Here is a 24,855-nt window from a genome sequence, read left to right as displayed (position 1 = left end):
TATGAGCCAGTTCGTGCACCTCCACAATCACACCGAGTACTCGATGCTGGACGGTGCGGCGAAGGTCAAGCCGATGGTGCAGGAAGCCATCCGGTTGGGTATGCCGGCAATCGGCATGACCGACCACGGAAACATGTTCGGCGCCAGCGAGTTCTACAACACCGCCACCAAAGAGGGCATCAAGCCGATCATCGGTATCGAGGCGTACATCGCGCCCGCGTCGCGCTTCAACACCAAGCGCGTCACCTGGGGCGATCCGAGCCAGAAGAGCGACGACGTCTCGGGTAGTGGTTCGTACACCCACATGACGATGGTCGCGGAGAACGCGACCGGTCTGCGCAACCTGTTCAAGCTGTCGTCGCTGGCGTCGTTCGAGGGACAGCTCGGCAAGTGGTCCCGCATGGACGCCGAGATCATCGCCGAGCACTCGGCGGGCATCATCGCCACGACCGGCTGCCCGTCGGGTGAGGTGCAGACCCGGCTGCGGCTCGGTCACGAGAAGGAAGCCGTCGAGGCCGCCGCGAAGTGGCAGGAGATCTTCGGCAAGGAGAACTTCTTCCTCGAACTGATGGACCACGGCATCGAGATCGAGCGCCGGGTTCGCGAGGGCCTGCTGGACATCGGCAAGAAGCTGGGCATCCCGCCGCTCGCCACCAACGACTGCCACTACGTCACCCGCGAGGCCTCGCACAACCACGAGGCGCTGCTGTGTATCCAGACCGGCAAGACGCTGTCGGACCCCACGCGGTTCAAGTTCGACGGTGACGGCTACTACCTCAAGTCGGCCGAGGACATGCGGGCCATGTGGGATCACCAGGTACCCGGTGCCTGTGATTCGACGTTGCTGATCGCCGAGCGCGTCGAGTCCTATGCCGATGTCTGGAAGTTCCACGACCGGATGCCGATCTTCCCGGTGCCCGAGGGCGAGACGCAGGCCACGTGGCTGCGCAAAGAGGTGCTGCGTGGTCTGGACCGGCGCTTCCCGGGCGGCCCGCCGCAGGAGTACCTCGATCGCGCCGAGTACGAGATCAGCGTCATCGTGCAGATGGGCTTCCCGGCGTACTTTCTCGTCGTCGGTGACCTCATCAGCCACGCGCGCGAAGTGGGAATCTGGGTCGGCCCCGGCCGAGGTTCGGCCGCAGGTTCGCTGGTGGCGTGGGCGATGGGCATCACCAACATCGACCCGATCCCGCACGGTCTGCTGTTCGAGCGGTTCCTCAACCCCGAGCGTGTGTCGATGCCCGATATCGACATCGACTTCGACGACCGCCGCCGCGGCGAGATGGTGCGTTACGCCAGCGAGAAGTGGGGCAGTGACCGCGTCGCCCAGGTCATCACCTTCGGTACCATCAAAACCAAAGCGGCACTGAAGGATTCGGCTCGAGTCCATTACGGGCAGCCGGGCTTCGCCATCGCCGACCGCATCACCAAGGCGCTGCCGCCGCCGATCATGGCCAAGGACATCTCGGTGGCGGGGATCACCGACCCCAACCACGAGCGGTACAAGGAAGCCGCCGAGGTCCGCGCGCTGATCGACACCGACCCCGACGTGCGCACCATCTACGAGACCGCCCGCGGTCTGGAGGGGCTGGTCCGCAACGCGGGTGTGCACGCCTGTGCGGTGATCATGAGCTCCGAACCGCTCATCGACGCCATCCCGATGTGGAAGCGCGCCCAGGACGGCGCCATCATCACCGGCTGGGACTACCCGTCGTGTGAGGCCATCGGCCTGTTGAAGATGGACTTCCTGGGCCTGCGCAACCTCACCGTCATCGGTGACGCGCTGGAGAACATCAAGGCCAACCGGGGCATCGATCTGGACCTCGACCACCTGAGCCTGGACGACCCGAAAACCTACGAGCTGCTGGCGCGCGGCGACACGCTGGGCGTGTTCCAGCTCGACGGATCCGCGATGCGCGATCTGCTGAAACTGATGCGGCCGACCGGCTTCGAGGACATCGTGGCCGTCCTGGCGCTGTACCGACCGGGTCCGATGGGCGTGGACGCGCACACCGACTACGCGAAGCGCAAGAACGGGCTGCAGGAGATCAAGCCCATCCACCCGGAGCTCGAAGAGCCGCTGCGCGACATCCTTTCCGAGACTTACGGTCTGATCGTCTACCAAGAACAGATCATGCACATCGCACAGAAGGTCGCGGGCTACTCGCTCGGCCAAGCAGACCTGCTGCGTCGCGCGATGGGTAAGAAGAAGAAGGAAATCCTCGACGAGGCCTACGGCGGCTTCGCCGACGGTATGAAGCAGAACGGCTTCTCGCAGGCGGCCATCACCGCGTTGTGGGACACCGTGCTGCCGTTCGCCGGCTACGCGTTCAACAAGTCGCACGCCGCCGGCTACGGCCTGGTGTCGTTCTGGACCGCGTATCTCAAGGCCAACTATCCGGCCGAGTACATGGCTGGGCTGCTGACCTCGGTCGGTGATGACAAGGACAAGGCCGCGATATACCTGGCGGATTGCCGCCGCCTGGGAATCACGGTGCTGCCACCGGATGTCAACGAATCGGTGCACAACTTCGCCTCGGTCGGCAAGGACATCCGGTATGGGCTGGGCGGTGTGCGCAACGTCGGCGCCAACGTGGTGCAGTCCATCATCGCGGGCCGGACCGACAAGGGGAAATACACCGATTTCTCCGACTACCTCAGCAAGATCGACATCACGGCCTGCAACAAGCGGGTCACCGAATCTCTGGTCAAGGCAGGCGCTTTCGACTCGCTGGGCCATGCCCGCAAGGGCCTGTTCCTGGTGCACGCCGATGCGGTCGACTCGGTGCTCGGCACCAAGAAGGCCGAGGCCATGGGTCAGTTCGATCTGTTCGGCGGCGGTGACGCCGGGGATGCCGGGGACGCGGCCTTCACCATCAAGGTGCCCGACGACGAGTGGGACGACAAGCACAAGCTCGCCCTGGAGCGAGAGATGCTGGGCCTGTACGTTTCCGGCCATCCGCTCAACGGTGTCGCGCACCTGCTCAACGCGCAGGTGGACACCCAGATTCCGGCCATCCTCGAAGGCGCTGTCGCCAACGACAGCCAGGTCCGCATCGGCGGCATCCTGGCGGGCGTGGTCCGGCGCGTCAACAAGCAGGGATTGCCCTGGGCCTCAGCGCAATTGGAAGATCTCAACGGTTCGGTGACGGTGAACTTCTTCCCGAAGACCTATGCCGTGTTCGGTGCCGACATCATGGACGACGCCATCGTGCTGGTGAGCGGCAAGGCGCGCGTCGAAGACGAGCGGGTGTCGATCTTCGCCAGTGACCTTGTGGTGCCCGACTTCTCGAACGCGCAGGCCGACCGTCCGCTCGCGGTGAGCCTGCCGACGCGGCAGTGCACCCCGGAGAAGGTCAGTGCGCTCAAGCAGGTGCTGGCCCACCACCCGGGCACCTCTCAGGTGCATCTGCGGCTCATCAGTGGAGACCGCATCACCACTCTGGAACTGGACCAGACGCTGCGCGTGACACCGTCGTCGGCGTTGATGGGCGACCTGAAGGCACTGCTGGGGCCGGGCTGCCTCGGCGGATAGTGCCGGTTCAGAAGCGGTAGCGCAGGATCCGGGCCTTCCGCGCGCCCGCGCGGGTGCGCCCCGTCAGCCGGGTGGCGATCCGTAGCACCCGGGGAAACAGGTCGACCTCGGGCTGGTGGGCCAGGCTGGCTTCTTCGACGAGTTGCATTCGGGGATTCCACGTCAGGGGGTGACGTGCATCCTTGAAACCCGCATAACCCAGTTGGCTGCCAACGTCTTTGAACATCTTCTGCGGCAGGTACTTGAACGCCGCCAGGCTGACCGGCCCGAACTGTCCGTAGTCGTTGAACGCCAGCTCGCCGCGGTGGAAGTGTGCGGTGACACTGCGAAACACGCCGGCGATGACGGGCTCGGTCAGGAATGCGAACAGGCCATCTGCCACCAGCATGGTGGGACGGTCCGCAGGAATCGTTGCGGCCCAGTTCGTTTCGGCAACCGACGCCACCACCGTATGAGAGTGGGGGTTCGCCGGCAGCATCTGGTCGCGCAGCGCAGAAATGGCGGCCAGGTCCACGGTGTACCAATCGACCGTCGGCGGTGGGGCCACCCGATAGAAGCCGCTGTCGAGGCCACCGCCCAGATCGACCACGGCCGCATCAGGGTGTGCTGCGGTGAACGCCGATACGCGGGCATCGAGCATCTTGGCGCGCAGCGCGGTCTGGCAGACCACGCTGGTCTGGACGCCCAGCGCGGCGAAGTCATAGTCGATTGCCGCGACGGCGGCGTCCGCCCAGGTGTCGCGGAGAATCGAGCGGGGCTTGCGGTTGTCCAGAGCCCGCGCGTACACGGTGAGCAGAGCAGTCTGTTCGACAGGCGTCAGCGACGTCACAGCTATTCCCATCGTTCCGACCATACGCCCCCATTGGCGCTGAACGTTCAGCCCAAAATGTTTAGCGCCCTGTGGATTTCGCGCTGTGGTGCCATGAGACGCCGGCGATGTGCTTCGATCATGAGGCCCATCGAGGAGGGACACCGGAATGTCTGAAGCGCAGCATCCGACCACTTTGTGTGAAGCGTTCCAGCTGACAGCGGCGATCGATCCGGACGCCGTCGCACTGCGCACCGCCGGAGACGTGATCACGCTGACCATGAAGCTCAAACGGCGCCCCGTCGTCGAGAAGTACGCCGCAGAGATCGAAGCGCTCTACGAAGCCGCGCCGGGCCCGACCGTCCACGAACCGAAAGCGACTGTCGCGGCGGCGAATTGATGCTCAGGCTGTCGTGCAGGCGAACTTCAGCCCGACGCCTTCGGGCGCCGGCAGCACCGGCGTCAGGCAACCGAAGGTCTGGATGCCGGCGTTGCTGAACCGGACCGCGGTACGGCGCGCGTAATTCACGCAGACCGGCCCGGTGGCGTCGGCGCGGCATTGATAGTCGCCGAACCGCAGGCTCTGGCCGTCCTTCAGTTTGGGTCCGGTGCCGGCGTTGAAACGCCCTGGATCCCCGTGTACCGAACCGACTTCCGCGGTGGGTCCTTCGAAATCGACCCAGCCGCCGACCCAGTGGCCGTAGGTGTCGGCCGGTTGCGGCGGTGGGGACGTCAGGTGCATCAGGCATGCCAGTGCACCGTTGAAGCCCTTGTCGGTGATGCAGTTGGCGCCCGACGCCGTGGTGAACGCGATGTCGGTGCCCAGATCGGTGGGCGCGCCGTCGCGTGTCGCGGTGTGGAACCCGGCCGGGTCGGCGGGCGTGCCGGCCTCCACCCAGGCGATCACGTCGGCGACGGGCGCACCCGCGGGCGGCGGCGTCGTGGGCGCGGCCTTGGGCGCCGGAGCCGGGGGACGACTCGCCGGTGCGGTGGCCGACAGTGACGGCTCGGAGATCGCCACGCCGGGCTGTCCGTGCTGGTCCGAATTGGCGGCACAACCGGCAACCAGGGCACATGCCGCGAGGGCCACCGGAAGTCGCATGCCCGCCAGGGTAACCGGCACCACCCCAACACGCGGTTCAGGCACCCCGAGGATTACAGATTTTCGATAGTGTCCATTTATGCACGAACGTACCGTCCGCGTGACTATCGACAGCGGAACCATCGAGGGGTTCACCCGCGACGGCGTGCACCGCTGGCGTTCCGTACCCTACGCGCGGCCCCCGGTGGGTCCGTGGCGCTACCGGGCCCCGCAACCCGTCCAGCCCTGGCGCGGCGTGCGCTACTGCCATGGCTTCACCTACTGCGCGCCGCAGGAGCGCAAGTACACGATGCTGAGCGTGGGCAAGTACCAGCCGATGGGCGAGGACTGCCTGACGCTGAACGTGGTGACGCCCGAGCAGCCCACCGGTGAGCCGCTGCCCGTGATGTTCTTCATCCACGGTGGCGGTTACATCCTCGGCAGTTCCGCGACCCCGATCTACGACGGTGCCGCGCTGGCGCGGCGCGGCTGCATCTTCGTCTCGGCCAACTACCGGCTGGGTGCGCTCGGCTGCTTCGATGTGTCCACCTTGGCCACGGCGGAGCACCCGCTGGACGACAATCTGTTCCTGCGGGACCTGGTGGCGGCGCTGAAGTGGGTGCGGACCAACATCGCCGTGTTCGGCGGCGATCCGGACAACGTGACCATTTTCGGGGAGAGCGCCGGGGCCCACGCCGTGGCGACGCTGCTCGCCGTGCCGCAGGCGAAAGGTCTTTTCCACCAGGCGATTGCGGAGAGCCCCGCCAGCGGCATGGTGCGCTCACCCGACGCGGCCGCCCAGTTCGCGAAGCAGTTCGCCGAAGCCTTGGGAGCCGGCGAGCGGGACGGTGCCGCCGCGCTGATGTCGGCGAGACCGGCTGAGCTGATGGCCGCGCTGGACCGCGTCATTCATGGTGCCGTCGGCGACATGCCGGGTGCCTTCCCGGCCGGGCCGGCGTACGGAACCGAGTTCCTGCCCGAAGACCCCATGGTCGCGATGCGCGAGGGGCGGGCCCACCAGGTGCCGCTGATCGTTGGCAGCAATGCCGACGAGGGCCGGCTGTTCACCAAGTTCATGCAGCTGCTGCCCACCAACGAGGCCATGATCGAACGCATCCTCGCTCACCTCCCGGCGGAACGGCGCGCCCGGATCACCGGGGCGTATCCGGGTTATCCGCAATCGGCGGACGCCTGCATCAAGCTCGGCGGCGATTTCGCCTTCGGCACCGCGTCCTGGGAGATCGCCGCGGCGCACATGCGCCACGCGCCGACCTACGCCTACCGGTACGACTATGCGCCGCCGGCGCTGCACTGGACGGGTCTGGGTGCCACGCACGCCACCGAACTGCTCGCGGTCTTCGACGTGTACCGGACCCCGCTGGGTTCGGTGCTGACCGCCGCCCTGGACCGCAAGTCGGCGCTGCGGATCAGTAACGACGTCCAGAACCGGTGGCGGGCATTCGCCCGGACGGGCGTCCCCGGCGAGGGCTGGCCGCGGTACGACGCCGACGATCGCGCCGTGCTCGTCTTCGACCGCAAGACCCGCGTCGAATACGACCCCCGCTCCGAGCAGCGTCAAGCCTGGGAAGGCTTTTCGCTGGTCAACGGCTAGGGCGCTACTTCTTGACCACCTGAGTACCGCCGGCGAGTTCGTCGTGCCGGCCCTGCTTCCATGGGCTGGAGCTGATGGTGACGGCGATGTAGATGTACGCGATGAACGCCAGTAGCCCGCCGACCCACGGGATGATGGTCAGCAGGGTGAACGAGTTACGGATGGCCGACTGCTTGAAGTCGGGCTTCGGCATCCCGTGGGGACCACGAACACTCAGGCCCAGCAGCATCTTGCCGGGCGTCGCGCCGGCCAGCACCTCGAACAGCACGAAGTACAGGAAGGTGCCCAGCCCGGAGAACAGGCCGGTCACCATGACGTCGGACATCGAGCCGATCGAGAAGGCGCCGAAGAAGGCCAGGACGCCGACGATCAGACCGTCGATGAACCGCGCGAAGAAGCGGGGCAGCAGGTCACCTGGATGCACCGGGGTGGGTGCGCCGTAAGCGCCCGAGGTGGGGTAGTTCTCGCCATAGGTCATGGCGTCAATTTACTGCCGATCGGCCAGCAATATCTGGCTTAGCCGCGTAGTCGTGGCCTGACCGTCCGCGTTGCCGCCGGCGCCGTTCAGCGCGTTCATGACGGCGAGCGTGAAACGTTGTCCAGGCCCGGCGAATCCGACGGTGTTGGTCACCCAGCCGCCCTGCTCGTCGGACCAGCCGTCCTTGTTGCCGGGCGCCATGCCCGGGCCGGCGCCCCACACACCCCACTGCTGGATCGGGTCGACGTGCTGCATGGCATTGACGATCCAGGCCGTCTCGTTGGGCCGCAGCCGGGTCAGCATGTAGTTCACCATCTGGTCGAGATCATCGGTGGTCGACTTCTGAAAACCCCAGTAGGGGAACATGTCTCCGAAACCCCGTTGCGGCTGGACGCGCGTCATGCCGAAATGCGGGAAGTCGTTGTTGAAGATCGTGTGGTCGGGGCCGCCGTACCGGGTCCACAGGGTGTCGGCGGCGTCGTTGTCCGAGGTGTGCAGCATCTTGCCCATGAGGGCGATGTCGTTGTCGGTGAGCCGCAGCAGCCCGGCGCTCTGCCGGGCGAACAGATCCACGATGATGCCGAGCTTGATGGTCGAGGCCGTCCACACCATGTCCCCGGCGTGCGAATTGCGGTACACCGCACCGGTTTTGCGGTCGCGAAGCACGTAGCCGACGGTGCCGGGCCGGGTCGCGAGGTAGGCGTCAGCCGCCGCGACGCGCTGCTGGGCATCGCACGCGCCGGTGCATTCGGCGCGGGCGGCGGGCAGTACGGTCCCGGTCAGAAGTGTCGCGACCAGTGCCGCCCTGAGCAGTTTCACGCCGGTAGCCTCCCAGATCTCGGTCAGTGTCATTCGGGGCCGACGGCTTCTGGGCGCGGCCACGTCGGCAACGGCACCGGCCCGTCGCCCGGCCGAAGCCGGTCGAGCACCGCCCGCAGCGGTGGCCAATTGGTGCGGCCCTTGCGGGTGACGGCGTAGGCGGTGTGGATCACCGTCGGCCCGGCCAACGGGACGACCTTGATGCCCGCGCTGGTGGGCCGTTCCAGCGGCAGCAGCCCGACGCCGTACCCGGCGACGATCAGGTCCTCGACCAGTTCCAGGCTGTCGATCTGATGGGCGATGCGCGGGGTGAATCCGCTCAGCGCACCCAGTGTGCGGACGGCGTCCTCGTCAGCGGTGTTGCGGGAGTTGACGATCCAGGTCCGGTCCGCGTACTCGGACAGTTCGGCTGGTCCGTTCGCCTCATCGGCCGGCAGGCCCAGCCCCCATGGAATCGACCACAGGGCAAAGCCTTCCAGGAGCGGGCTGGGGGAGGCCGGAGCCAGGTTGTAGTCGTAGGTCAGGGCCAGGTCCAGGTCGTCGTCGGTGAGCAACGCGAACGCCTCGATGGGCTCGTATTCGCTTATCGCAACATCGATTCCGGGGTGTTCCCGGGTCAATTCCGCCAGGATCGGCAGCAGCGAGACGCGGATGCCGGTCGCGAAGCCGCCGATCCGCAGGGTGCCGACGGGTTCGGCGCCGGAATCGAGGTCGAGGCGCGCCGCGTCGACGGCGGCGAGGATGGTCACCGCATGGTCGGCGAGGCGCTGTCCGGCCGGTGTCAGCCTGACCCGGCGCCCTTCCGGTTCGATCAGTTGGGTGCCGGTTTCCTTGGCGAGCGCAGCGATCTGTTGCGACACCGTCGACGTCGTGAGATTGAGGTTCTCGGCGACGGCTCGCATCGACCCCAGGCGCGACAGCGCCAGCAGGAGGCGCAGCCGGCGGGTGTCCATCCCATCATTGTCCAGGGAATCTGCACGATTCTGCGTGTTCCGGCCCGAAGTTATGAATATTTAGCCAATGTGCGACGATCCGAAAATGACCGCACGCCCCGCCCACTTCGTCCCGATCGACGCCGATCGGGTGCAGCCGACCCGTTTCGCCCAGAGCTTGTGGGGTGAAGACCACCTCAACGGCCCGGCGGTGGTGGGGCTGGCCGCGCACGCGCTGGAGGCCGCGTTCGGTTTACCCGACTTTCTTCCGGCCCGGCTCACCGTCGACCTGTTCCGCGCCGCGCGCGGGGTGCCGACGACGACCGCGGTGAAGTTGGTGCGGGACGGGCGACGGGTGCGCAATTCCGAGTGTGACGTGGTGCAGGACGGCGTGACTGTCGCCAGGGCCACGCTGGTGCAGTATCGGCTCGCGGAGGCGCCCGCTGGTGAGGAGTGGTTCGGCACAACCGATTTCGAGCCGCCCGCGGTGATCGACGACGGCCTGGCACCGTATATCAGCAGTGACGGTGTCGGCTGGACGCGAACCATCGCCGAGCATCAGAACACCGGCCGCAAGCGTTACGTCAACCGGCCCATCGACGTCATCGAGGGGCAGGTCAACACCCCGTTCGTCCGTGCCGCGGTGACGGCCGAGGGCACCAGCATGGTCACGAATCTGGGCACCGCGGGCATCGGCTACATCAACGGCGACCTCACTGTGGCGTTGACGCGGCTGCCGCAGGACGACTGGGTCGGCGTCGAGGCCGAGACGCACTGGGCGGCCCACGGCATCGCGGTCGGTGCCACCACCTTGTACGACAGCGCTGGACCGATCGGCACCGGCCTGACCACCGCGGTCAGCAATCCCGCCGCCCAGATCGACTTCGGCCACAGCCGGTTCCCGGAGCGGATCAGGCGCGAGGTCTGAAGCGCTGCAGAAGGTTTAGCGATGGGATGCATGCGGTAACCAAGGACTGTCCGAGCAATCCGTGGGGTGGACACCCCGCAATCATCTGATTGGAGGATCGCGATGAGGATGAAGAAAACAGCTGTCACCACTGCTGTTGCCGGTGCACTGTTCGCCGGCGCCGCAGGTGTCGGCACAGGCATGGCCACGGCCGGCATGACGCCGCCTCCCGGGCCCACCGTGACGGCGCCGCCGGCATGGGCACCCCCGAAGCCGGCTGAACCGGCGTGGTCGATGGGTAATCCCCAGGTCTGGGATGCCGGATGGAACCACTGGGGCGTCTGGGTGAACGGCACGTTCGTTCCGACGTTCTGATCGATTCGGTTCTGATCCGGATCACGAAGGGGCCGTTGTTGCAGTCGCTGCAACAACGGCTTCATTCATGAATTGCGAACGATATGTCCACGATTATCACGTGGACATGAACATTCTGGTTCCCGTTCAATACACGCATGACCACCGCAGCGGCGCGAAACGGCGCACTCATGACCGTCGCGTCGATGATGTCGGTGCAGCTGGGCGCGGCGCTCGCGGTGAAGTTGATGGACGGTGTCGGGCCGGCCGGTGTGGCGTGGCTCCGCCTCGCGTGGGCGGGCGTGCTGATGCTGCTGTTCGTCCGGCCGCGGCCGGCGTCCTTCACGCGCTCGGCGTTCGTGTCGTGCGTCCTGCTCGGCATCACCACCGCCGGGTTCACCCTGCTGTTCATGGTGGCGGTCTCGCGCATCCCGCTCGGCACCGCCAGCGCCCTGGAATGCCTTGGGCCGCTTGCCGTCGCAGTGGCCAAGGGACGCGGCCGCGGGCGGCTGCTGTTCCCGGCGATGGCCGGCACCGGCGTCGTATTGCTGACGCAACCGTGGGCCGCCGCCGTCGACCCCGTCGGGGTACTGGCCGCGCTGGCTTCGGCGGTCTGCCTCGCGGCCTACATCCTGCTCACCCAGCGCGTGGGCGACGAGGTCACCGGCATCACGGGGCTCGCGGTGTCCATGCCGGTCGCCGGGCTGGTCGTCACCATGGTGGCGGGGCCGTCGGTCATCGGCCATCTGACGCCGCACCTGCTGTTGGCCGGCCTGGGCCTGGCCATCCTGTTGCCCGCCATCCCGTTCACTCTGGAGATGCTGGCGCTGCAGCGCCTCACTGCAGCAGCGTTCGGCACGCTCATGAGCCTCGAGCCGGCTTTCGCCATGATGCTCGGGCTGCTCATCCTGCATCAGGTGCCGGGCCTGCCTGCCATCGCCGGTATCGCACTTGTCGTGCTGGCCGGTGTCGGTGCCGCCCGCCGCGGTGCGCGACCCGTGGCCGGGGCAGGCCACCGCGAACCGGCCCTCGTGGTCGAATAGGGGCATGACGCCACCGGCCACCGCGCTCACCGCCTCGTCGTTCACCGGCCGCACCCCCAGCCGGGCCGGGGACATGTCGGTGGAAACCCATGGCATCGCCCCGGTTCCGGCCGACCGCCGGTACGGCACACCGGGCCGGCTGTTCACCGTGTGGTTCGCGCCGCAGATCAACATGACGTGCGTCTTCACCGGCGCGATGATCGGTGCGCTGGGTCTGGGATTCTGGCTGGCGATGCTGGCGATGCTCGTCGGCACGGTGCTCGGGTCACTGGTGGTCGGCTACCTCTCCACGCTGGGTCCCCGAACCGGCACCGCGCAATTGCCCGGTGCGCGGATGGCTTTCGGCGGCTTGATCGCGGTACCCGCTGTCCTGCAATGGCTCTCGTCGGTGGCGTGGGACGCGCTGGTCGGTCTGTTCGGCGGCGAGGCACTGGCGGTGCTGCTCGGTATCCCGTTCTGGGCGGCCGTGCTGATCGTGCTGGGCGTGCAGGGCGCGGTCGGGTTCATCGGCTACGAGCTGATCCATCGACTGCAGGCCGTTCTCACGGTGGTGCTGTTCGCGACGTTCGTCGTGTTCGCGGTCAAACTCGTTGCCGGACACCAGGTCGTCACGCCGGCCACCGCGCATGGTGCCGACCTCGCCGGTGCCTTCGTGCTGGCGGTCACGATCGCGCTGAGCCTGGCCGTGTCCTGGGCCAGCTATGCCGCCGATTTCAGCCGCTACCTCCCGGCGGATTCCGCGCCGCGCAAGGTGTTCGGGTTCAGTTTCGCCGGACTGGCCACCGCCTACGTGTTCGTCGAGACCATCGGCATCGCTGCGGGGAGTCTCATCACCGACCAGACCGCCGAGGGCGTGCGGTCGGTGATGGGCGGGGGAGCCCTGGGTGCCATCGCGCTGGCCGTCATCGCGCTGGCGTCGGTCGGCTCGGGCGTGATGAACGACTACAGCGGTTCCCTTGCGCTGCAGACGCTGGGCGTGCGCGTGCGGCGGCCGGTGTCCTCATTGGTGGTGACGGCGCTGGCGTTCGGTCTGATTCTCTGGCTCCACACCGGCGACACCGCAACGCGATTCACCAATGTGCTGCTCCTGATCAGCTACTGGATTCCGGCCTTCGCGGCCATCGTGATCGTCGACTGGCGCCGCCGCAGCCGCGGCCGGCCGACCGTGGATCCGGCGGCGGAGGCGACGCCGCGCGCCGACGCCATCGCCGCGCTCGTCGCGTTCGCCGTGGCCTACGGCGCGGCGATCCCGTTCATGAACACCACGCTGCTGCAAGGTCCCGTCGCCGTCGCGTGGCACGGTGCGGACATCGCGTACTTCGTGAATTTCGTTGTCGCACTGGTGACCTACGGCGGCTACCGGCGCCTGCGCTCCTGACTGTGAGTGCTGTGCACGGAAATCGGCGAAGTTTCGTGCACAGGGCTCACATTGATCAGATGGCGCAGCCCGCTGCGCGCAGCTTTGCGCGCACCCGGTCGATGATGACCTGCGGTCGCGAGAGCATCTCGGCGCTGACGCGGACCACCGTCCACCCGGCGGCCTCCAGTAGCGCGATCCGGTCGATGTCCCACGACCGCTGGCTCCGATCGGTCCAGTGCTGGATGCCGTCGTACTCGACCGCCACCTTCCATTGGGTCCAGCCCATATCCACCCGGATCCGCAGTGTGCGGAATTCGATTTGTGTCTCGGGCGGTGGCAGTCCAGCACGTACCAACAGCAGCCGGAGCCTGCTCTCCTGTGGTGACTCCGCCCCGCCGTCGACCAGGTCGAGCAATGCGCGCAACCTGGCGGCTCCGCGGACGCCACCATGCGAATCAGCTACCGCAGCGATATCGGCCGGCTTGATGCGGGTGGCATTCAACAGTGCATCGAGTATCGGTATCGCTTGGTGCGCAGGATGAATCCGGCCGATGTCGAAGGCTGTTCGCGCGGGCGTCGTGAGTGTGATGCCTTCGACTACGCAGAGTTCATCGGGACAGACAACCCACGACCGCACGATCATTCCGGCCGGGGAGCGGCGGTTGGCACGCAGTATCTCCGCGGGCTGCTGCGAGTCCAACCACCTGGTTCCGAATAGGGCGGCCGCAGATAGCCCACATAGCGGCGCACCACTTTCCAGCCACGCAGCCTGGGCCCGGAGTTGCGCCGTCAGCTCGACGCCGCGTGCCAGGTAGACGTCCCGAAATATTGGTCGGTAGTCGCGGGCCAGAGTTCTCCTGGTCAGTGCGCCACGCCGCACCGCCCGGCTGCCGATGAATGGTCCCATGGCGACACGGTCGTGGGCGGCACCGACGACTGTGAGGCCCACGCACCGATTTCGGGCCGATCCTGTGTATAGAACTCACACTGGGGATAACACTCGTCGGGGTAGCCGATCAGCGCACCGTCGCGAAGAACGTGCGCACGTCGTCGACGAACAACTCGGGTTGCTCGAATGCCGCGAAGTGACCACCGCGCGGCATCGTCGTCCAGTGGGTGACGTTGTAGCCGCTCTCGCACCAGGACCTCGGTGCCCGCAGGATCTCCTTCGGGAACGACGCCACGCCGGTGGGTAGCTCGACCTTCTGCTGCCCGCCGCCGAACACGCGAAAGCTCTCCCAGTACAGCCGGGCCGACGATGCCCCGGTGGCGGTGGCCCAGTAGATCATCACGTCGTCGAGCATCTCGTCGCGACTCAGTGCGCTCTCCACATCACCGTCGTGGTCGGTCCAGGACCAGAACTTCTCCACGATCCACGCCAGCTGCGCCACCGGTGAGTCGACCAGGCCGTAGCCGAGCGTCTGCGGACGGGTGGACTGCTGCTTGGCGTAGCCGGAATCGACGTCCTGGTAGTGCTTCAGCGCCGCCAGTGCGTGCTGTTCCTCGGCGGTGAACTCCGTGGCGCCGGGGGCAGGTCGGCCCATCGGCATGTTGGTGTGAATCGCGATGCAATGACCCACGTTTCGCCCGATCTGGGTGGTCACCGCCGCACCCCAGTCGCCGCCCTGCGCGCCGTAACGGGGGTAGCCGAGTCGCACCATCAGGTCGTCCCACGCCTGCGCGGTCCGCTCGACACCCCAGCCGGTGGCGGCGGGTTTACCCGAGAAGCCGTAGCCCGGCAGTGACGGGCACACCACGTGGAACGCGTCGTCGGCCCGTCCGCCGTGGGCGGTCGGATCGGTCAGCGGCCCGATGACCTTCTGGAACTCGGCGATCGACCCGGGCCACCCGTGCGTGATGATCAGTGGCAGCGCGTCGGGGTGCGGCGACCGCTGATGGATGAAATGGATGTCCAGGCCGTCGATCTCGGTGACGTACTGGTCGAACCGGTTCAGTGCGGCCTCGCGGGCCCGCCAGTCATAGCCGTCCGCCCAATAATCCGCCAGCGCGCGGGTGTAGCTCAGTGGGATGCCCTGGCTCCAGTCATCGACGCACTCGGCCTCGGGCCAGCGGGTGTTGGTCAGGCGCTGGTGCAGATCGTCCAGCACCTCGTCGGGCACGGCGATCTGAAAAGGCACGATGTCGGTCACAAGTATCCATTCTTAGTCGATCGGTACGGAGGTGTGCGTGAGGCTCGACCGTCCACGCAGCATCCGGCTGCCGCTGCTTCGCCAGTGCCCTCGTTCTGCGTTGTCGCACAGGCTGATTGCCGCGTCGGAGGCGAGGGTCCGGTGGGGCTCCTTCTTGGCGACGTCGGCCAGCCGGGCGGCTTCGTTCACCGGGTCACCGATCACGGTGTACTCATACCGGTTCTCGGCGCCGATGTTGCCGGCGAACACACTGCCGGCGCTGACCCCGATGCCGAAGTCGATCACCGGTAGTTGCTGCAACGCCACACCGAGCGTGCGAGCCGTCGCCAGGGCATCGGCGGCCGCGGTGTCCGAGCGCAGGGGAGCCCCGTAGATGGCCAGCGCGGCGTCGCCCTGGAACTTGTTGATCAGGCCGCCGTGCTGGTCGACGGCGGCCACCACGATCCGGAAGAAGTCGTTGAGCACCGCGGCGATATCTGCGGGTGCCATGGTTTCGGCCATCCGGGTCGAGTTGGTCAGATCGATGAACAGCACCGCGACATCGCGCACTTCGCCGGCCACCGGTTTGTCGGACGACAGCGCCAGACGCGCCACGTCCGGGCCGACGTGCCGGCCGAAGAGGTCCCGGAGCCGGTCGCGCTCGAGCAGTCCGGTCACCATGCGGTTGAATCCGCTTTGCAGGCGGCCGATTTCGGACTGCTCGTAGACGGGAACGGTGCGGCCGATCTGACCCCGTTCGACCTCGGCCATGGCCTCGACGACGTCGCGCACCGGATCGGAGATCGACAGCGACACCACCATCAGTGCGCGCAGCCCCAGTGCCACCGATACCGCTGCCACCACCACGACGGGAATGTCCACCGACGCCGATTTGGGCATGAACCAGCCCATGTGGCGGCAGATGATCAGCACGGCGATGAACAGACTCGGCAGCGCGCTGTTCATCACCCACATGATCACCAGGCGCGCCAGCACCCCGGGCGTGCCGGCCCGGCCCAGATAGTCCTGAGTGGCCGCGGCCGCGAGGGGTCGGTAGCCGCGCTGGGTGAACAGCATGCCGGTGCTGAGCGTCGACATGGCGCCGAAGATGGCGGTCATGGCGAGCAGCGTCGCCGGTATCGGCTGGTGATTGGTCGTGATCAGGGTGGCACCGCCGATGGCCCACACCACGGCGGACAGGGCCGCCTGCCGCTGCACGACGGTGACGGCGCGGCGTCGCTGGGCCTGGTCGGGTATCGCGGCGGCGGCGTACCAGCGGGCGCTGTCGACGATGCTGCGATAACTGCCGATCGCCACCACCAGCGTGCCGAGCGTGACCACGGCGACCAGCGGGAGCAGGTTCGCCCGGCTCAGCAACGAACTGGCGGCACTGTGGGTTTCGGCGCACAGCGATACCACGGTCGCGACGACCTCGGCGGTGGTCAGCAGGTAGGCGAAGGTGAATCCGACGGTGTAGCGGAGCGCGATGGAGGTGGCGCTCGGCCGGGTCGCGACGGGGTCGGTCACCGGACACCCTCGACGATCACCACGTTCAGAATGCGCGGGCCGTGCACACCCTCGACGCGTTGCAACTCGATGTCGCTCGTCGCACTCGGTCCGGAGATGAAGGTCAGGGGACGCGACGGGTCGAGTGCCGCGAAGGCCTGCGGCACGGTATCGACTACCTGGTCGGCCCGGATGACGCAGACGTGATGGTCGGGCACCAGCGTCAGCGCGCGCCGGCCCTGTGCCGCACCGGCATCGAGCACGATGGTTCCGGTCGCCGCGATGCCGAGGGCACAGCCGGTCACCACCGCATCGACGCTGTCCAACACGTCGAGGCCGACGGGCGGGTCGTCGACGACGGCGCGGATGCCGGTGACCCAGTCGGGCGGCAAGTCGGCCGGGACCACAGCCGTGCCGGCGCCGACGAGCGCCTCGATCGTGGCGGCCACCTCGCTCGCGTCGACGCGGTGGACCTGTGCCTGGTAGTCGGCCACCGTCTCGGCGAATCGCGCGACGTTGCCCCGATCTGTCAGCCGGTGACGGTCGTAGTCGCGTGGCACCTCGACCGCTGCCGTCGCCGGCCCGAGAGCCGCGCGGATCCGGCCCAGCACTTCGGTTCGTGCGTCGCTCATTGTTCGCCGCCCCGGTTGCGGGCCCACCACTGCCGGAACGTCTCCGCCGGCGGTGCCGGAATGTCGCGGCTCGCAGTCCATTTCGACGCCGGCCAGGGTAGCCGGCTGATGCGGTGGTCCGTGCCCGCGAGCAGTCGCCCCGCGCCGAGAACCTTCTCTGCCAACCCGAACCGCGCCGCGGACCCCATGGCCCAGCCCGCGGTTTTCATCGCCAGATCCTGTCCGGACGGGAGCCCGCCTCGTTCCTGGTCCACCTGCGCGGCCCGCAGATGCACCAGGATCGACGGGATGTCGATGAGGACGGGGCAGGCCTCGAAACACGCGCCGCACAATGACGACGCGTACGGCAGGGTCGCGTTCGGATCGTCACGTCCGGTGGTCCCGGTCAGCAGGGGACTCAGGGTCGCGCCGATGGGTCCCGGGTACACCGAGCCGTAGGCATGTCCGCCGGTGCGCTCGTAGACGGGACAGACGTTCAGGCACGCGCTGCACCGAATGCAGTGCAGCGCAGCACGTCCCACCTCGTCGGCGAGCGCCCGGGTGCGGCCGTTGTCGAGCAGCACCAGGTGGAACCGCTGCGGCCCGTCGCCGGGATGCACACCGGTCCACATCGAGGTGTACGGGTTCATCCGCTCCGCGGTCGACGACCGCGGCAGCAGTTGCATGAACACCTCGAGGTCGGTGAACCGCGGGATGACTTTCTCGATGCCCATCACGGTGATCAGGGTTTCGGGCAGCGTCAGGCACATCCGCCCGTTGCCCTCGGATTCGACGACCGCCAGGGTGCCGGTCTCGGCGACCCCGAAGTTGGCGCCGCTGACGGCGACCTTGGCGGACAGGAACTTTCGTCGCAGATGCGCGCGGGCGGCCATCGCCAGTACCCGGGGTTCGTCGGTGAGGTCGCCCGCGCCGGGCATCTCGCGTTCGAAGATGTCCCGGATCTCGGTCCGGTTGCGGTGGATCGCCGGGACGAGGATGTGACTCGGTTTGTCGTGTCCGAGTTGGACGATCAGCTCGGCCAGGTCGGTCTCGATGGGCGTGATGCCCGCGCCCTCGAGATATTCGTTGAGTCCGATCTCCTGCGTCGCCATGGACTTCACCTTGACGACCTCGGTGCTGCCGGTGTTCCGGACGAGCTGGGCGACAATACGATTGGCTTCGTCGCCGGCGCGGGCCCAGTGCACGGTGCCGCCACGCGCGGTGACGTTGGCTTCCAGTTCCTCCAGGAGTTCGGGCAGCCGCGCCAGCACATCCTGTTTCAGCGCGCTGCCGGCCGCACGCAGCTGTTCCCAGTCGTGGCATTCGGCAATGGCGGCAAGGCGTTTGGCGCGGATGGTGCCGGTGGCATGGCCGATATTGCGTCGCAGTTGCTCATCGGCCAGCGCTGTCCGCGCCGCCGCCGGAAAACTATGATCGCCACGGAGATTCCCCACACCCGGCTGCCCGAGGAACACCGCGGTCACGATGTGGCCGCCAGGATTTCGGCCAGGTGCACGGTGCGGACCCCACTGCCGGTCCGGCTCAGGCCTCCGCCGATGTGCATGAGGCACGATGCGTCACCGGCGGTGCACACCGCGGCGCCCGTCGTCGTGATGTTCGCCATCTTGTCTTCGAGCATCGCCGTGGACACGTCGGCGTTCTTCAAGGCGAATGTGCCACCGAAGCCGCAACAGGATTCGGCCGAGGGCAGTTCGACGAGTGTCAGGCCCCGGACGTTGCGCAGTAGTCGCAGCGGCTTGTCACCGACGCCCAGCATCCGCAGCGAGTGGCACGTCGGGTGATAGGTGACGCGGTGCGGGTAGTAGGCGCCGACGTCGTCGACGCCGAGTACGTCCACCAGGAACTCGGAGAGCTCGAAGGTGTGTGCCGCAACCGATTCGGCGCGGGCCGCCAGTCCGGTGTCACCGGCGCGCCGCGCCACCATCGCATGCTGATGTCGCACCGACCCGACGCAGGACCCCGACGGCGCCACGATCGCGTCGAAGCCGGCGAATGCCTCCACATGGTTGCGCACCAGCGGCACGGCCTCGCGCAGGTAACCGGTGTTGACGTGCATCTGCCCGCAGCAGGTCTGCCCGGCGGGAAACTCCACCTGGTGGCCGAGCCGTTCCAGCAACCGCACCGTGGCGATGGCGGCAGCCGGAAACATGGCATCGGCCAGGCACGTCGCGAACAGGGCTATCCGCACCGGCCGACAGTACCCCTACTTTGCGTACCGGTCCGCCACGTCGAGGGCGCGGTCCAGAATCTCCAGCCCGGCACGGACGTCGTCATCGGCGGCGTTGCACGGCGGCACCACATGGATGCGGTTGAAGTTGGTGAACGGCATGAGCCCGTTCTCCTTGCAGAACGCGACGACGGCGTTCATCGCCTCACTGCTGCCACCGTAGGGCGCCAACGGCTCCCGCGTCTTCTGGTCCTTCACCAGTTCGACGGCCCAGAACACGCCCGCGCCGCGCACCTCACCGACGCTGGGGTGGCGCTGCGCGAAGTCCCGCAGAGCCGGCCCGATGATGTCGGCACCCAGATGGGCAGCGTTCTCGACCATGCCCTCCTCGCGCATCGCGTTGATCGTCGCGACCGCGGCCGCGGTCGCCAACGGGTGGCCGGAGTAGGTCAGGCCACCGGGGTAGGCGCGCTCGGCGAAGGTGGCGGCGATGGCGTCGCTGATCGCGACGCCACCCAGCGGCACGTAGCCGGAGTTGACGCCCTTGGCGAAGGTCAGCAGGTCCGGGACGACATCGAAGTGGTTGATGGCGAACCACTTTCCGGAGCGGCCGAAGCCGGACATGACCTCGTCGGCGATCATCACGATGCCGTACTTGTCGCACAGCGCGCGGACGCCGGCCATATACCCGGGCGGCGGCACCATGATGCCGGCGGTGCCCGGGATGGACTCCAGGATGATCGCCGCGATGGTCGACGCGCCTTCGAGTTCGATGACGCGCTGCAGTTCGTCGAGGGCGCGGGCCGATTCCTGCTCCTCGGTCTCGGCGTGGAACACCGAGCGGTACAGGAACGGTCCGTTGAAGTGGACGACGCCGGCCGCGCCGCGGTCGTTGGCGAACCGTCGCGGGTCACCGGTCAGGTTGATCGCCAGGTCGGTGCCACCGTGGTAGGAGCGGTAGCGGGCGAGCACCTTGTGCTTGCCGGTGTGCAGGCGCGCCATGCGGATGGCGTGCTCGTTGGCGTCGGCGCCGCCGTTGGTGAAGAACACGTGGTTCAGGTTGCCGGGGGTCAGCTCGGTGATCAGCCGGGCGGCCTCGGAACGTGCGGCGTTGGCGTGCTGTGGCGCGATGGTGCACAGCTTGGCGGCCTGCTCCTGGATCGCCGCAACAACTTTCGGGTGTTGGTGGCCGATGTTGGTGTTGACCAGCTGCGAGGAGAAGTCGAGCAGCCGGTTGCCGTCACCGTCCCAGAAGTAACTGCCTTCGGCGGCGGTGATGGTCATGGGGTTCAGCGCGGCCTGGGCCGACCAGGAGTGGAAGACGTGGGCGCGGTCCAGCGCGTAGGCACGCTCGGCTTCGGCACGCATCGAGTCGATGGTGTGGCCTGCGGGCAGGACGTGGTCTGCGGCGAGGGTCATGTCGGGTCCTCTGTCTGGGTGGCGTGATCAGTTGTTCTCAGGGAAGCCCAGGTTGATGCCGCCGTGGCTGGGGTCGGCCCAGCGCTGGGTGACGGCCTTGGCGCGCGTGAAGAACTGCACACCCTCGGGTCCGTAGGCGTGGGTGTCGCCGAACAGCGACGCCTTCCAGCCGCCGAAGCTGAAGAACGCCATGGGAACCGGGATGGGGACGTTGATGCCGACCATGCCGACCTCGACCTCGTTCTGGAACCGCCGGGCCGCGCCACCGTCGTTGGTGAAGATCGCGGTGCCGTTGCCGTACGGGTTGTTGTTGATCAGTTCCAGTGCCTCGTCGTAGGTTTCGACGCGGACGACCGACAGCACCGGGCCGAAGATCTCATCGGTGTAGACGCTCATCTCGGGGGTGACGTTGTCGAGCAGGGTCGGGCCCAGCCAGAAGCCGTTCTCGGCACCCTCGACCGTGACATTGCGGCCGTCGAGCACGACCTTGGCGCCTTCGGCCTCGCCCGCGTCGATGTAGGACGCCACCTTGTCGCGGTGCACCTTGGTGATGAGTGGGCCCATGTCCGAGCCCTTGGCGCCGTCACCGGTCTTGATGGCGGCGGCGCGCTCGACGATCTTGGCGACCAGGTCGTCGGCGATCGGACCGACCGCGACGCAGGCCGAGATGGCCATGCAGCGCTCACCGGCGGAACCGAAGCCGGCGTTGACCATGCTGTCGGCGGCCAGGTCCAGGTCGGCGTCGGGCAGGATCACGGCGTGGTTCTTGGCGCCGCCGAGGGCCTGCACGCGCTTGCCGGAGGCGGTGGCGGTCCGGTAGACGTACTGCGCGATCGGGGTGGAGCCGACGAACGAGACGGCCTTGATGGCGGGGTTGGTCAGCAGCTCGTCGACGGCGGTCTTGTCGCCCTGCAGGACGTTGAAGACACCGTCGGGCAGGCCGGCTTCCTTCCACAGTTCGGCCATCCACAGCGACGACGACGGGTCCTTCTCGGACGGCTTGACGACGACGGTGTTGCCGGCGGCGATGGCGATGGGGAAGAACCACATCGGCACCATGGCCGGGAAGTTGAACGGCGCGATTATGGCGACCGGGCCCAGGGCCTGCCGGATGTTGTAGACGTCGACGTTGGTGGAGGCGTTCTCGGCGTAGCCGCCCTTGAGCAGATGCGGGATGCCGCAGGCGAATTCGACGACCTCGATACCGCGGGCGACCTCGCCCATGGCGTCGGAGAGCACCTTGCCGTGCTCGGCGGTGATGATCGCGGCCAGCTCTCCGCGGCGGGCGTTGAGCAGCTCGCGGAAGGCGAACAGCGTCTGCACGCGCTTGGTGATCGAGGTGTCGCGCCAGGCCGGGAAGGCGGCTGCCGCGGCGTTGATGACGGTCTGGGCGTCCTCGACGCTGGCCAGTGCCACCTGTCCGGTGACCTGGCCGGTGGCCGGGTTGGTGACCGGTGCCGACTGTCCCGAGGATCCGGTGAAGACGTCGTTGTTGATCCAGTGCGAGATGGTCTGCGAGGTGGTCATCGTCGAAGTAGGCCTTCCTGGTCGGTACTGGGTGTGCACTCAGCTTGCCCCGGGGCGACCTCCGAATCGGCCGACAATCTGTATCAGGTTCCGGATGTGGATTTACACTTTGTAAATGCCGACCGTCGCCGAGATCGTCGCCCTGCCGGTCATCCAGCAGGGCGAACCCGAGATTCTCTGCGCGACCGGATTCGATCGCCCGATCCGCTGGGTCCACGTCAGTGATGTCCCGGATCTCTCGGAGGTCCTGCAGGGTGGCGAACTGGTGCTGACCACGGGTGCCGCGCTGCGCGCCGCGCCGCTGGACTACCTGCGGTCGGTGGCCGCCGCGCAGGCCGTCGGCGTCGTCGTCGAACTCGGTGCGGGCGCCGTGCCGCTGCCGGTCAACGTCGGCGCGATCGCGGAGGAACTAGGGCTGGCCCTGGTGGCGGTGCGCCGAGTGATCAAGTTCGTCGAGGTGACCGAACAGGTGCACCGGGTGATCGTCGCCGACCAGTACCAGGAGGTCGATTTCGCGCGACAGACGCACGAGGTGTTCACCGACCTGAGCATGCGCCGGGCGACGCCCGCCGGAATCGCCGAGGCCGCGGCGAATCTGCTCGGTGCACCCGTGGTCCTCGAGGACCTCAACCACCAGGCGATCGCGGTGGCGACGGCCGGCCGTCCCACCCCAGATGTGTTGCGCGACTGGCAACGTCGGTCGCGTCAGCACGAGACCGGGGCCGAGCGGACGGACGACTGGGTGATCAGTGAGGTGGGCCGCGGCGACGATGCATGGGGCCGCCTGATCGCGCTGAGCACCGCCGAAGGTGTGGCGGCCAGGTTCACCATGGTGCTGGAGCGGGCATCCCAGGCGCTGGTGCTGCACCGCATGGCCGAGCGCGGCCGCACTGACATCGAACACCAGGCGCAGGCCGGCCTGCTGGAAGACGTTGCGCGCGAGCGTATCCGGTTCGAGGACGAGGCGACCGCGCGTGCCTTCGCGCTGGGCCTGCGGCCGGCGGCGCAGTACCTGCCCGCGACGCTGCGGATCGCGGGCTGGGCGGCTGACGCCGACCCGGTCTCCGAACAACGCCGCAGCGCGCGCCTGCTCGACGTCGTCACGCGGTCGGTGAAGGCATTGGGGCACACCGGATTGTTCTCACTTCGCGGGCCCGGCGAAATCGCCATGGTGCTGTCGCTCAACACGCGTGTGGGCAGCGCGCTGGAGCCGCTGGGCCGGGCCCTGCGGCGCGATGCCGAGCGCGCCGTCGACGCCCACGGCCTGGTGCTCGGTCTCGGCACCCCGGCGCCGGCGTTGATCGAGGCGATCCACCGCATCACCGATGCCGCCCACGTCGCCGAGGCGGCGCTGTCACTGCCCGCGTCGCAGCGCGTCTGCTTCCGGGTCGCCGACATCCGGCTGCGCGGACTGCTCTCGATGCTGCGGTCCGACCCGCGGGTGCAGCGCTTCGCCGAAGGGGAGTTGCGCGCGCTGATCCTGCACGACATCGAAACCGGAGACGCGCTTCTCGACGTCTTGCGCGGATACCTGGAACTCGGCGGCAACAAGACGGCGCTGGCGTCGCGACTGCATCTGAGCCGCCCGTCGCTGTACGCGAAGCTGAACCGGATCGAGCAGATTCTGGGCGTCGATCTGGCCGACGGCGAGTCGGCTACCTCATTGCACGTGGCGTTGCTGATCCTGGAGACACGCAACGCTTTCGGTGGCGCCGGCGCGCCGCTGTGACATGCTTCTGACCGTGTCGGGCACATCGCAGAACCGCCAGGGCAATGCCACCCGCGCCAAGTTGGTGAAGACGGCCGAGAAGCTCTTCGCCGAGCAGGGCGTGGACGCCGTCTCGGTGCGCTCGGTCAACGCCGCGGCCGGCCTCGGGGCCGCTTCGGTGCACTACCACTTCGGTTCCAAGGACGAGTTGCTGCGCGCGGTGGTCCTGGACCTCGGCGCCGCGGTGGGCTCGGCCATCCAGGCGAATGTCGATGTGCTGGCGGCGGATTCGGCCGCGCCGTCGCCCGACGCGTTGGTCCGCGCCGTCACGGCGCCCTACCTGGATCTGCTGCGCCGGCAGCGTACCCGCGGGATGCGCTGGATCAAGATCATGGCGCAGATCACCCAGGCCGGTCCGGCCGACGAAACCATCGAGCCCAAGCTGCGGGTCGCCCTGCTGGCACAGGTGCGGCGCGCCTTCCCGAACGCCGACGAAGAGCGGCTCGAGGCGCGCTGGGCGGTGTCGATCATGGGCTTCGTGCAGGGCCTGAGCCGCGCCGACGAATGGGACCGCGCCAAGCTGTCGGCCCCGGCCCTCGAAGCGTTCTACGAAGATCTCGTGACGTTCGTCGTCGGCGGCACCGAGCGCCTCTTGAACTCTTAACCGCGAGCGGCCGTGTCTGTACGGCAACACGCCGCAAATAGCGTGCATTTTCGTCGCGCTCGCGGCTGATGAACGTGCTCAAACAGCACATTCGGCCGTCGAAATTATTGGATCACTTGATCCAATCGAGTGATCGGATTACAGTCGGCCGGGCAAGCCGAGACAGCCCGCACC

22 protein-coding genes are annotated in these 24,855 nt (G+C 67.6%); 9 read left to right on the top strand and 13 right to left on the bottom strand.

From position 1 onward, the window contains the following. The first annotated feature begins 1 nt into the window (after position 1). Positions 2–3,535 carry a DNA polymerase III subunit alpha gene (gene dnaE / locus G6N46_RS04265; RefSeq protein WP_064858148.1) on the top strand — a complete coding sequence of 1,178 codons (3,534 nt, stop codon included), beginning with the start codon at positions 2–4 and terminating at the stop codon, positions 3,533–3,535. A gap of 7 nt (positions 3,536–3,542) precedes the next feature. Here the strand turns inward: dnaE and G6N46_RS04260 are convergent, their stop codons facing one another. Next, positions 3,543–4,376, bottom strand: coding sequence for a class I SAM-dependent methyltransferase (locus G6N46_RS04260; protein WP_138249246.1), 834 nt, complete (start codon positions 4,374–4,376; stop codon positions 3,543–3,545). 136 nt (positions 4,377–4,512) lie between these two features. Between G6N46_RS04260 and G6N46_RS04255 the strand changes: the two genes are divergently transcribed. Continuing rightward, entirely contained in the window at positions 4,513–4,743 is a 231-nt protein-coding gene (locus G6N46_RS04255) for a hypothetical protein (RefSeq protein ID WP_138249247.1), read from the top strand. 3 nt (positions 4,744–4,746) lie between these two features. Here G6N46_RS04255 and G6N46_RS04250 read toward each other — a convergent pair whose 3' ends face one another. Then, the gene (locus tag G6N46_RS04250; protein ID WP_138249248.1) at positions 4,747–5,445 is read right to left on the bottom strand and encodes a hypothetical protein; all 699 of its coding nucleotides are present in this window, start codon (positions 5,443–5,445) and stop codon (positions 4,747–4,749) included. A 79-nt stretch (positions 5,446–5,524) separates the two neighbouring features. Here G6N46_RS04250 and G6N46_RS04245 point away from each other — a divergent pair, with 79 nt between their 5' ends. Then, positions 5,525–7,036: a carboxylesterase/lipase family protein gene (locus tag G6N46_RS04245; protein WP_138249249.1), complete on the top strand. Its 1,512-nt coding sequence runs from the start codon at positions 5,525–5,527 to the stop codon at positions 7,034–7,036. Between the two features lie 4 nt (positions 7,037–7,040). Here the strand turns inward: G6N46_RS04245 and G6N46_RS04240 are convergent, their stop codons facing one another. From G6N46_RS04240 to G6N46_RS04230, 3 genes are read right to left on the bottom strand one after another with little or no spacing between them, the layout of a single operon-like run. Continuing rightward, a complete protein-coding gene (locus tag G6N46_RS04240; protein WP_138249250.1) occupies positions 7,041–7,514 on the bottom strand; it encodes an RDD family protein in 474 nt (157 codons plus the stop codon). Positions 7,515–7,523: 9 nt separating this feature from the next. Then, the gene (locus tag G6N46_RS04235) at positions 7,524–8,333 is read right to left on the bottom strand and encodes a serine hydrolase (protein ID WP_234880650.1); all 810 of its coding nucleotides are present in this window, start codon (positions 8,331–8,333) and stop codon (positions 7,524–7,526) included. A 29-nt stretch (positions 8,334–8,362) separates the two neighbouring features. Continuing rightward, positions 8,363–9,286, bottom strand: coding sequence for a LysR family transcriptional regulator (locus G6N46_RS04230; protein ID WP_138249251.1), 924 nt, complete (start codon positions 9,284–9,286; stop codon positions 8,363–8,365). Between the two features lie 85 nt (positions 9,287–9,371). On the opposite strand from G6N46_RS04230, the gene G6N46_RS04225 reads away from it, so the two are divergent. From G6N46_RS04225 to G6N46_RS04210, 4 genes are all read left to right on the top strand, one after another. Further along, positions 9,372–10,193: an acyl-CoA thioesterase domain-containing protein gene (locus G6N46_RS04225; RefSeq protein ID WP_163692586.1), complete on the top strand. Its 822-nt coding sequence runs from the start codon at positions 9,372–9,374 to the stop codon at positions 10,191–10,193. A 108-nt stretch (positions 10,194–10,301) separates the two neighbouring features. Further along, complete coding sequence (locus G6N46_RS04220; RefSeq protein WP_406801995.1) at positions 10,302–10,547, top strand: hypothetical protein; 246 nt, start codon at positions 10,302–10,304, stop codon at positions 10,545–10,547. 137 nt (positions 10,548–10,684) lie between these two features. Next, the gene (locus G6N46_RS04215; RefSeq protein WP_138249254.1) at positions 10,685–11,569 is read left to right on the top strand and encodes an EamA family transporter; all 885 of its coding nucleotides are present in this window, start codon (positions 10,685–10,687) and stop codon (positions 11,567–11,569) included. Between the two features lie 4 nt (positions 11,570–11,573). After that, entirely contained in the window at positions 11,574–12,947 is a 1,374-nt protein-coding gene (locus G6N46_RS04210) for a purine-cytosine permease family protein (RefSeq protein WP_138249255.1), read from the top strand. A gap of 55 nt (positions 12,948–13,002) precedes the next feature. Here G6N46_RS04210 and G6N46_RS04205 read toward each other — a convergent pair whose 3' ends face one another. From G6N46_RS04205 to G6N46_RS04170, 8 genes are all read right to left on the bottom strand, one after another. Then, positions 13,003–13,836 carry a type IV toxin-antitoxin system AbiEi family antitoxin gene (locus G6N46_RS04205; protein WP_138249256.1) on the bottom strand — a complete coding sequence of 278 codons (834 nt, stop codon included), beginning with the start codon at positions 13,834–13,836 and terminating at the stop codon, positions 13,003–13,005. A gap of 109 nt (positions 13,837–13,945) precedes the next feature. Continuing rightward, on the bottom strand, positions 13,946–15,070 hold the full coding sequence (locus tag G6N46_RS04200) for an epoxide hydrolase family protein (RefSeq protein ID WP_138249304.1): 1,125 nt from the start codon (positions 15,068–15,070) through the stop codon (positions 13,946–13,948). Positions 15,071–15,091: 21 nt separating this feature from the next. Continuing rightward, on the bottom strand, positions 15,092–16,585 hold the full coding sequence (locus G6N46_RS04195) for an adenylate/guanylate cyclase domain-containing protein (protein WP_234880651.1): 1,494 nt from the start codon (positions 16,583–16,585) through the stop codon (positions 15,092–15,094). Then, the gene (locus G6N46_RS04190) at positions 16,582–17,196 is read right to left on the bottom strand and encodes a LutC/YkgG family protein (RefSeq protein ID WP_138249257.1); all 615 of its coding nucleotides are present in this window, start codon (positions 17,194–17,196) and stop codon (positions 16,582–16,584) included. The genes G6N46_RS04195 and G6N46_RS04190 overlap by 4 nt, the downstream gene beginning before the upstream one ends. Further along, positions 17,193–18,659 carry a lactate utilization protein B gene (locus tag G6N46_RS04185; protein ID WP_138249258.1) on the bottom strand — a complete coding sequence of 489 codons (1,467 nt, stop codon included), beginning with the start codon at positions 18,657–18,659 and terminating at the stop codon, positions 17,193–17,195. The genes G6N46_RS04190 and G6N46_RS04185 overlap by 4 nt, the downstream gene beginning before the upstream one ends. Next, the gene (locus G6N46_RS04180) at positions 18,656–19,384 is read right to left on the bottom strand and encodes a (Fe-S)-binding protein (protein ID WP_064858138.1); all 729 of its coding nucleotides are present in this window, start codon (positions 19,382–19,384) and stop codon (positions 18,656–18,658) included. Before G6N46_RS04180 ends, G6N46_RS04185 begins: the two co-directional genes overlap by 4 nt. Positions 19,385–19,399: 15 nt before the next feature. Beyond that, complete coding sequence (locus G6N46_RS04175; protein WP_138249259.1) at positions 19,400–20,782, bottom strand: aspartate aminotransferase family protein; 1,383 nt, start codon at positions 20,780–20,782, stop codon at positions 19,400–19,402. Positions 20,783–20,809: 27 nt separating this feature from the next. Continuing rightward, positions 20,810–22,309: a CoA-acylating methylmalonate-semialdehyde dehydrogenase gene (locus tag G6N46_RS04170; protein ID WP_133427375.1), complete on the bottom strand. Its 1,500-nt coding sequence runs from the start codon at positions 22,307–22,309 to the stop codon at positions 20,810–20,812. A gap of 115 nt (positions 22,310–22,424) precedes the next feature. Between G6N46_RS04170 and G6N46_RS04165 the strand changes: the two genes are divergently transcribed. Both G6N46_RS04165 and G6N46_RS04160 read left to right on the top strand, forming a co-directional pair. Next, on the top strand, positions 22,425–24,038 hold the full coding sequence (locus tag G6N46_RS04165; protein WP_138249260.1) for a PucR family transcriptional regulator: 1,614 nt from the start codon (positions 22,425–22,427) through the stop codon (positions 24,036–24,038). Between the two features lie 13 nt (positions 24,039–24,051). Beyond that, a complete protein-coding gene (locus G6N46_RS04160) occupies positions 24,052–24,681 on the top strand; it encodes a TetR/AcrR family transcriptional regulator (RefSeq protein WP_138249261.1) in 630 nt (209 codons plus the stop codon). Positions 24,682–24,855 lie beyond the last annotated feature (174 nt).

The organism is Mycolicibacterium phocaicum (assembly GCF_010731115.1).
Classification (GTDB): Bacteria; Actinomycetota; Actinomycetes; order Mycobacteriales; family Mycobacteriaceae; genus Mycobacterium; species Mycobacterium phocaicum.
Note: the sequence above shows the minus strand (reverse complement) of the source record. Positions and strands in the feature narration are given on the sequence as shown.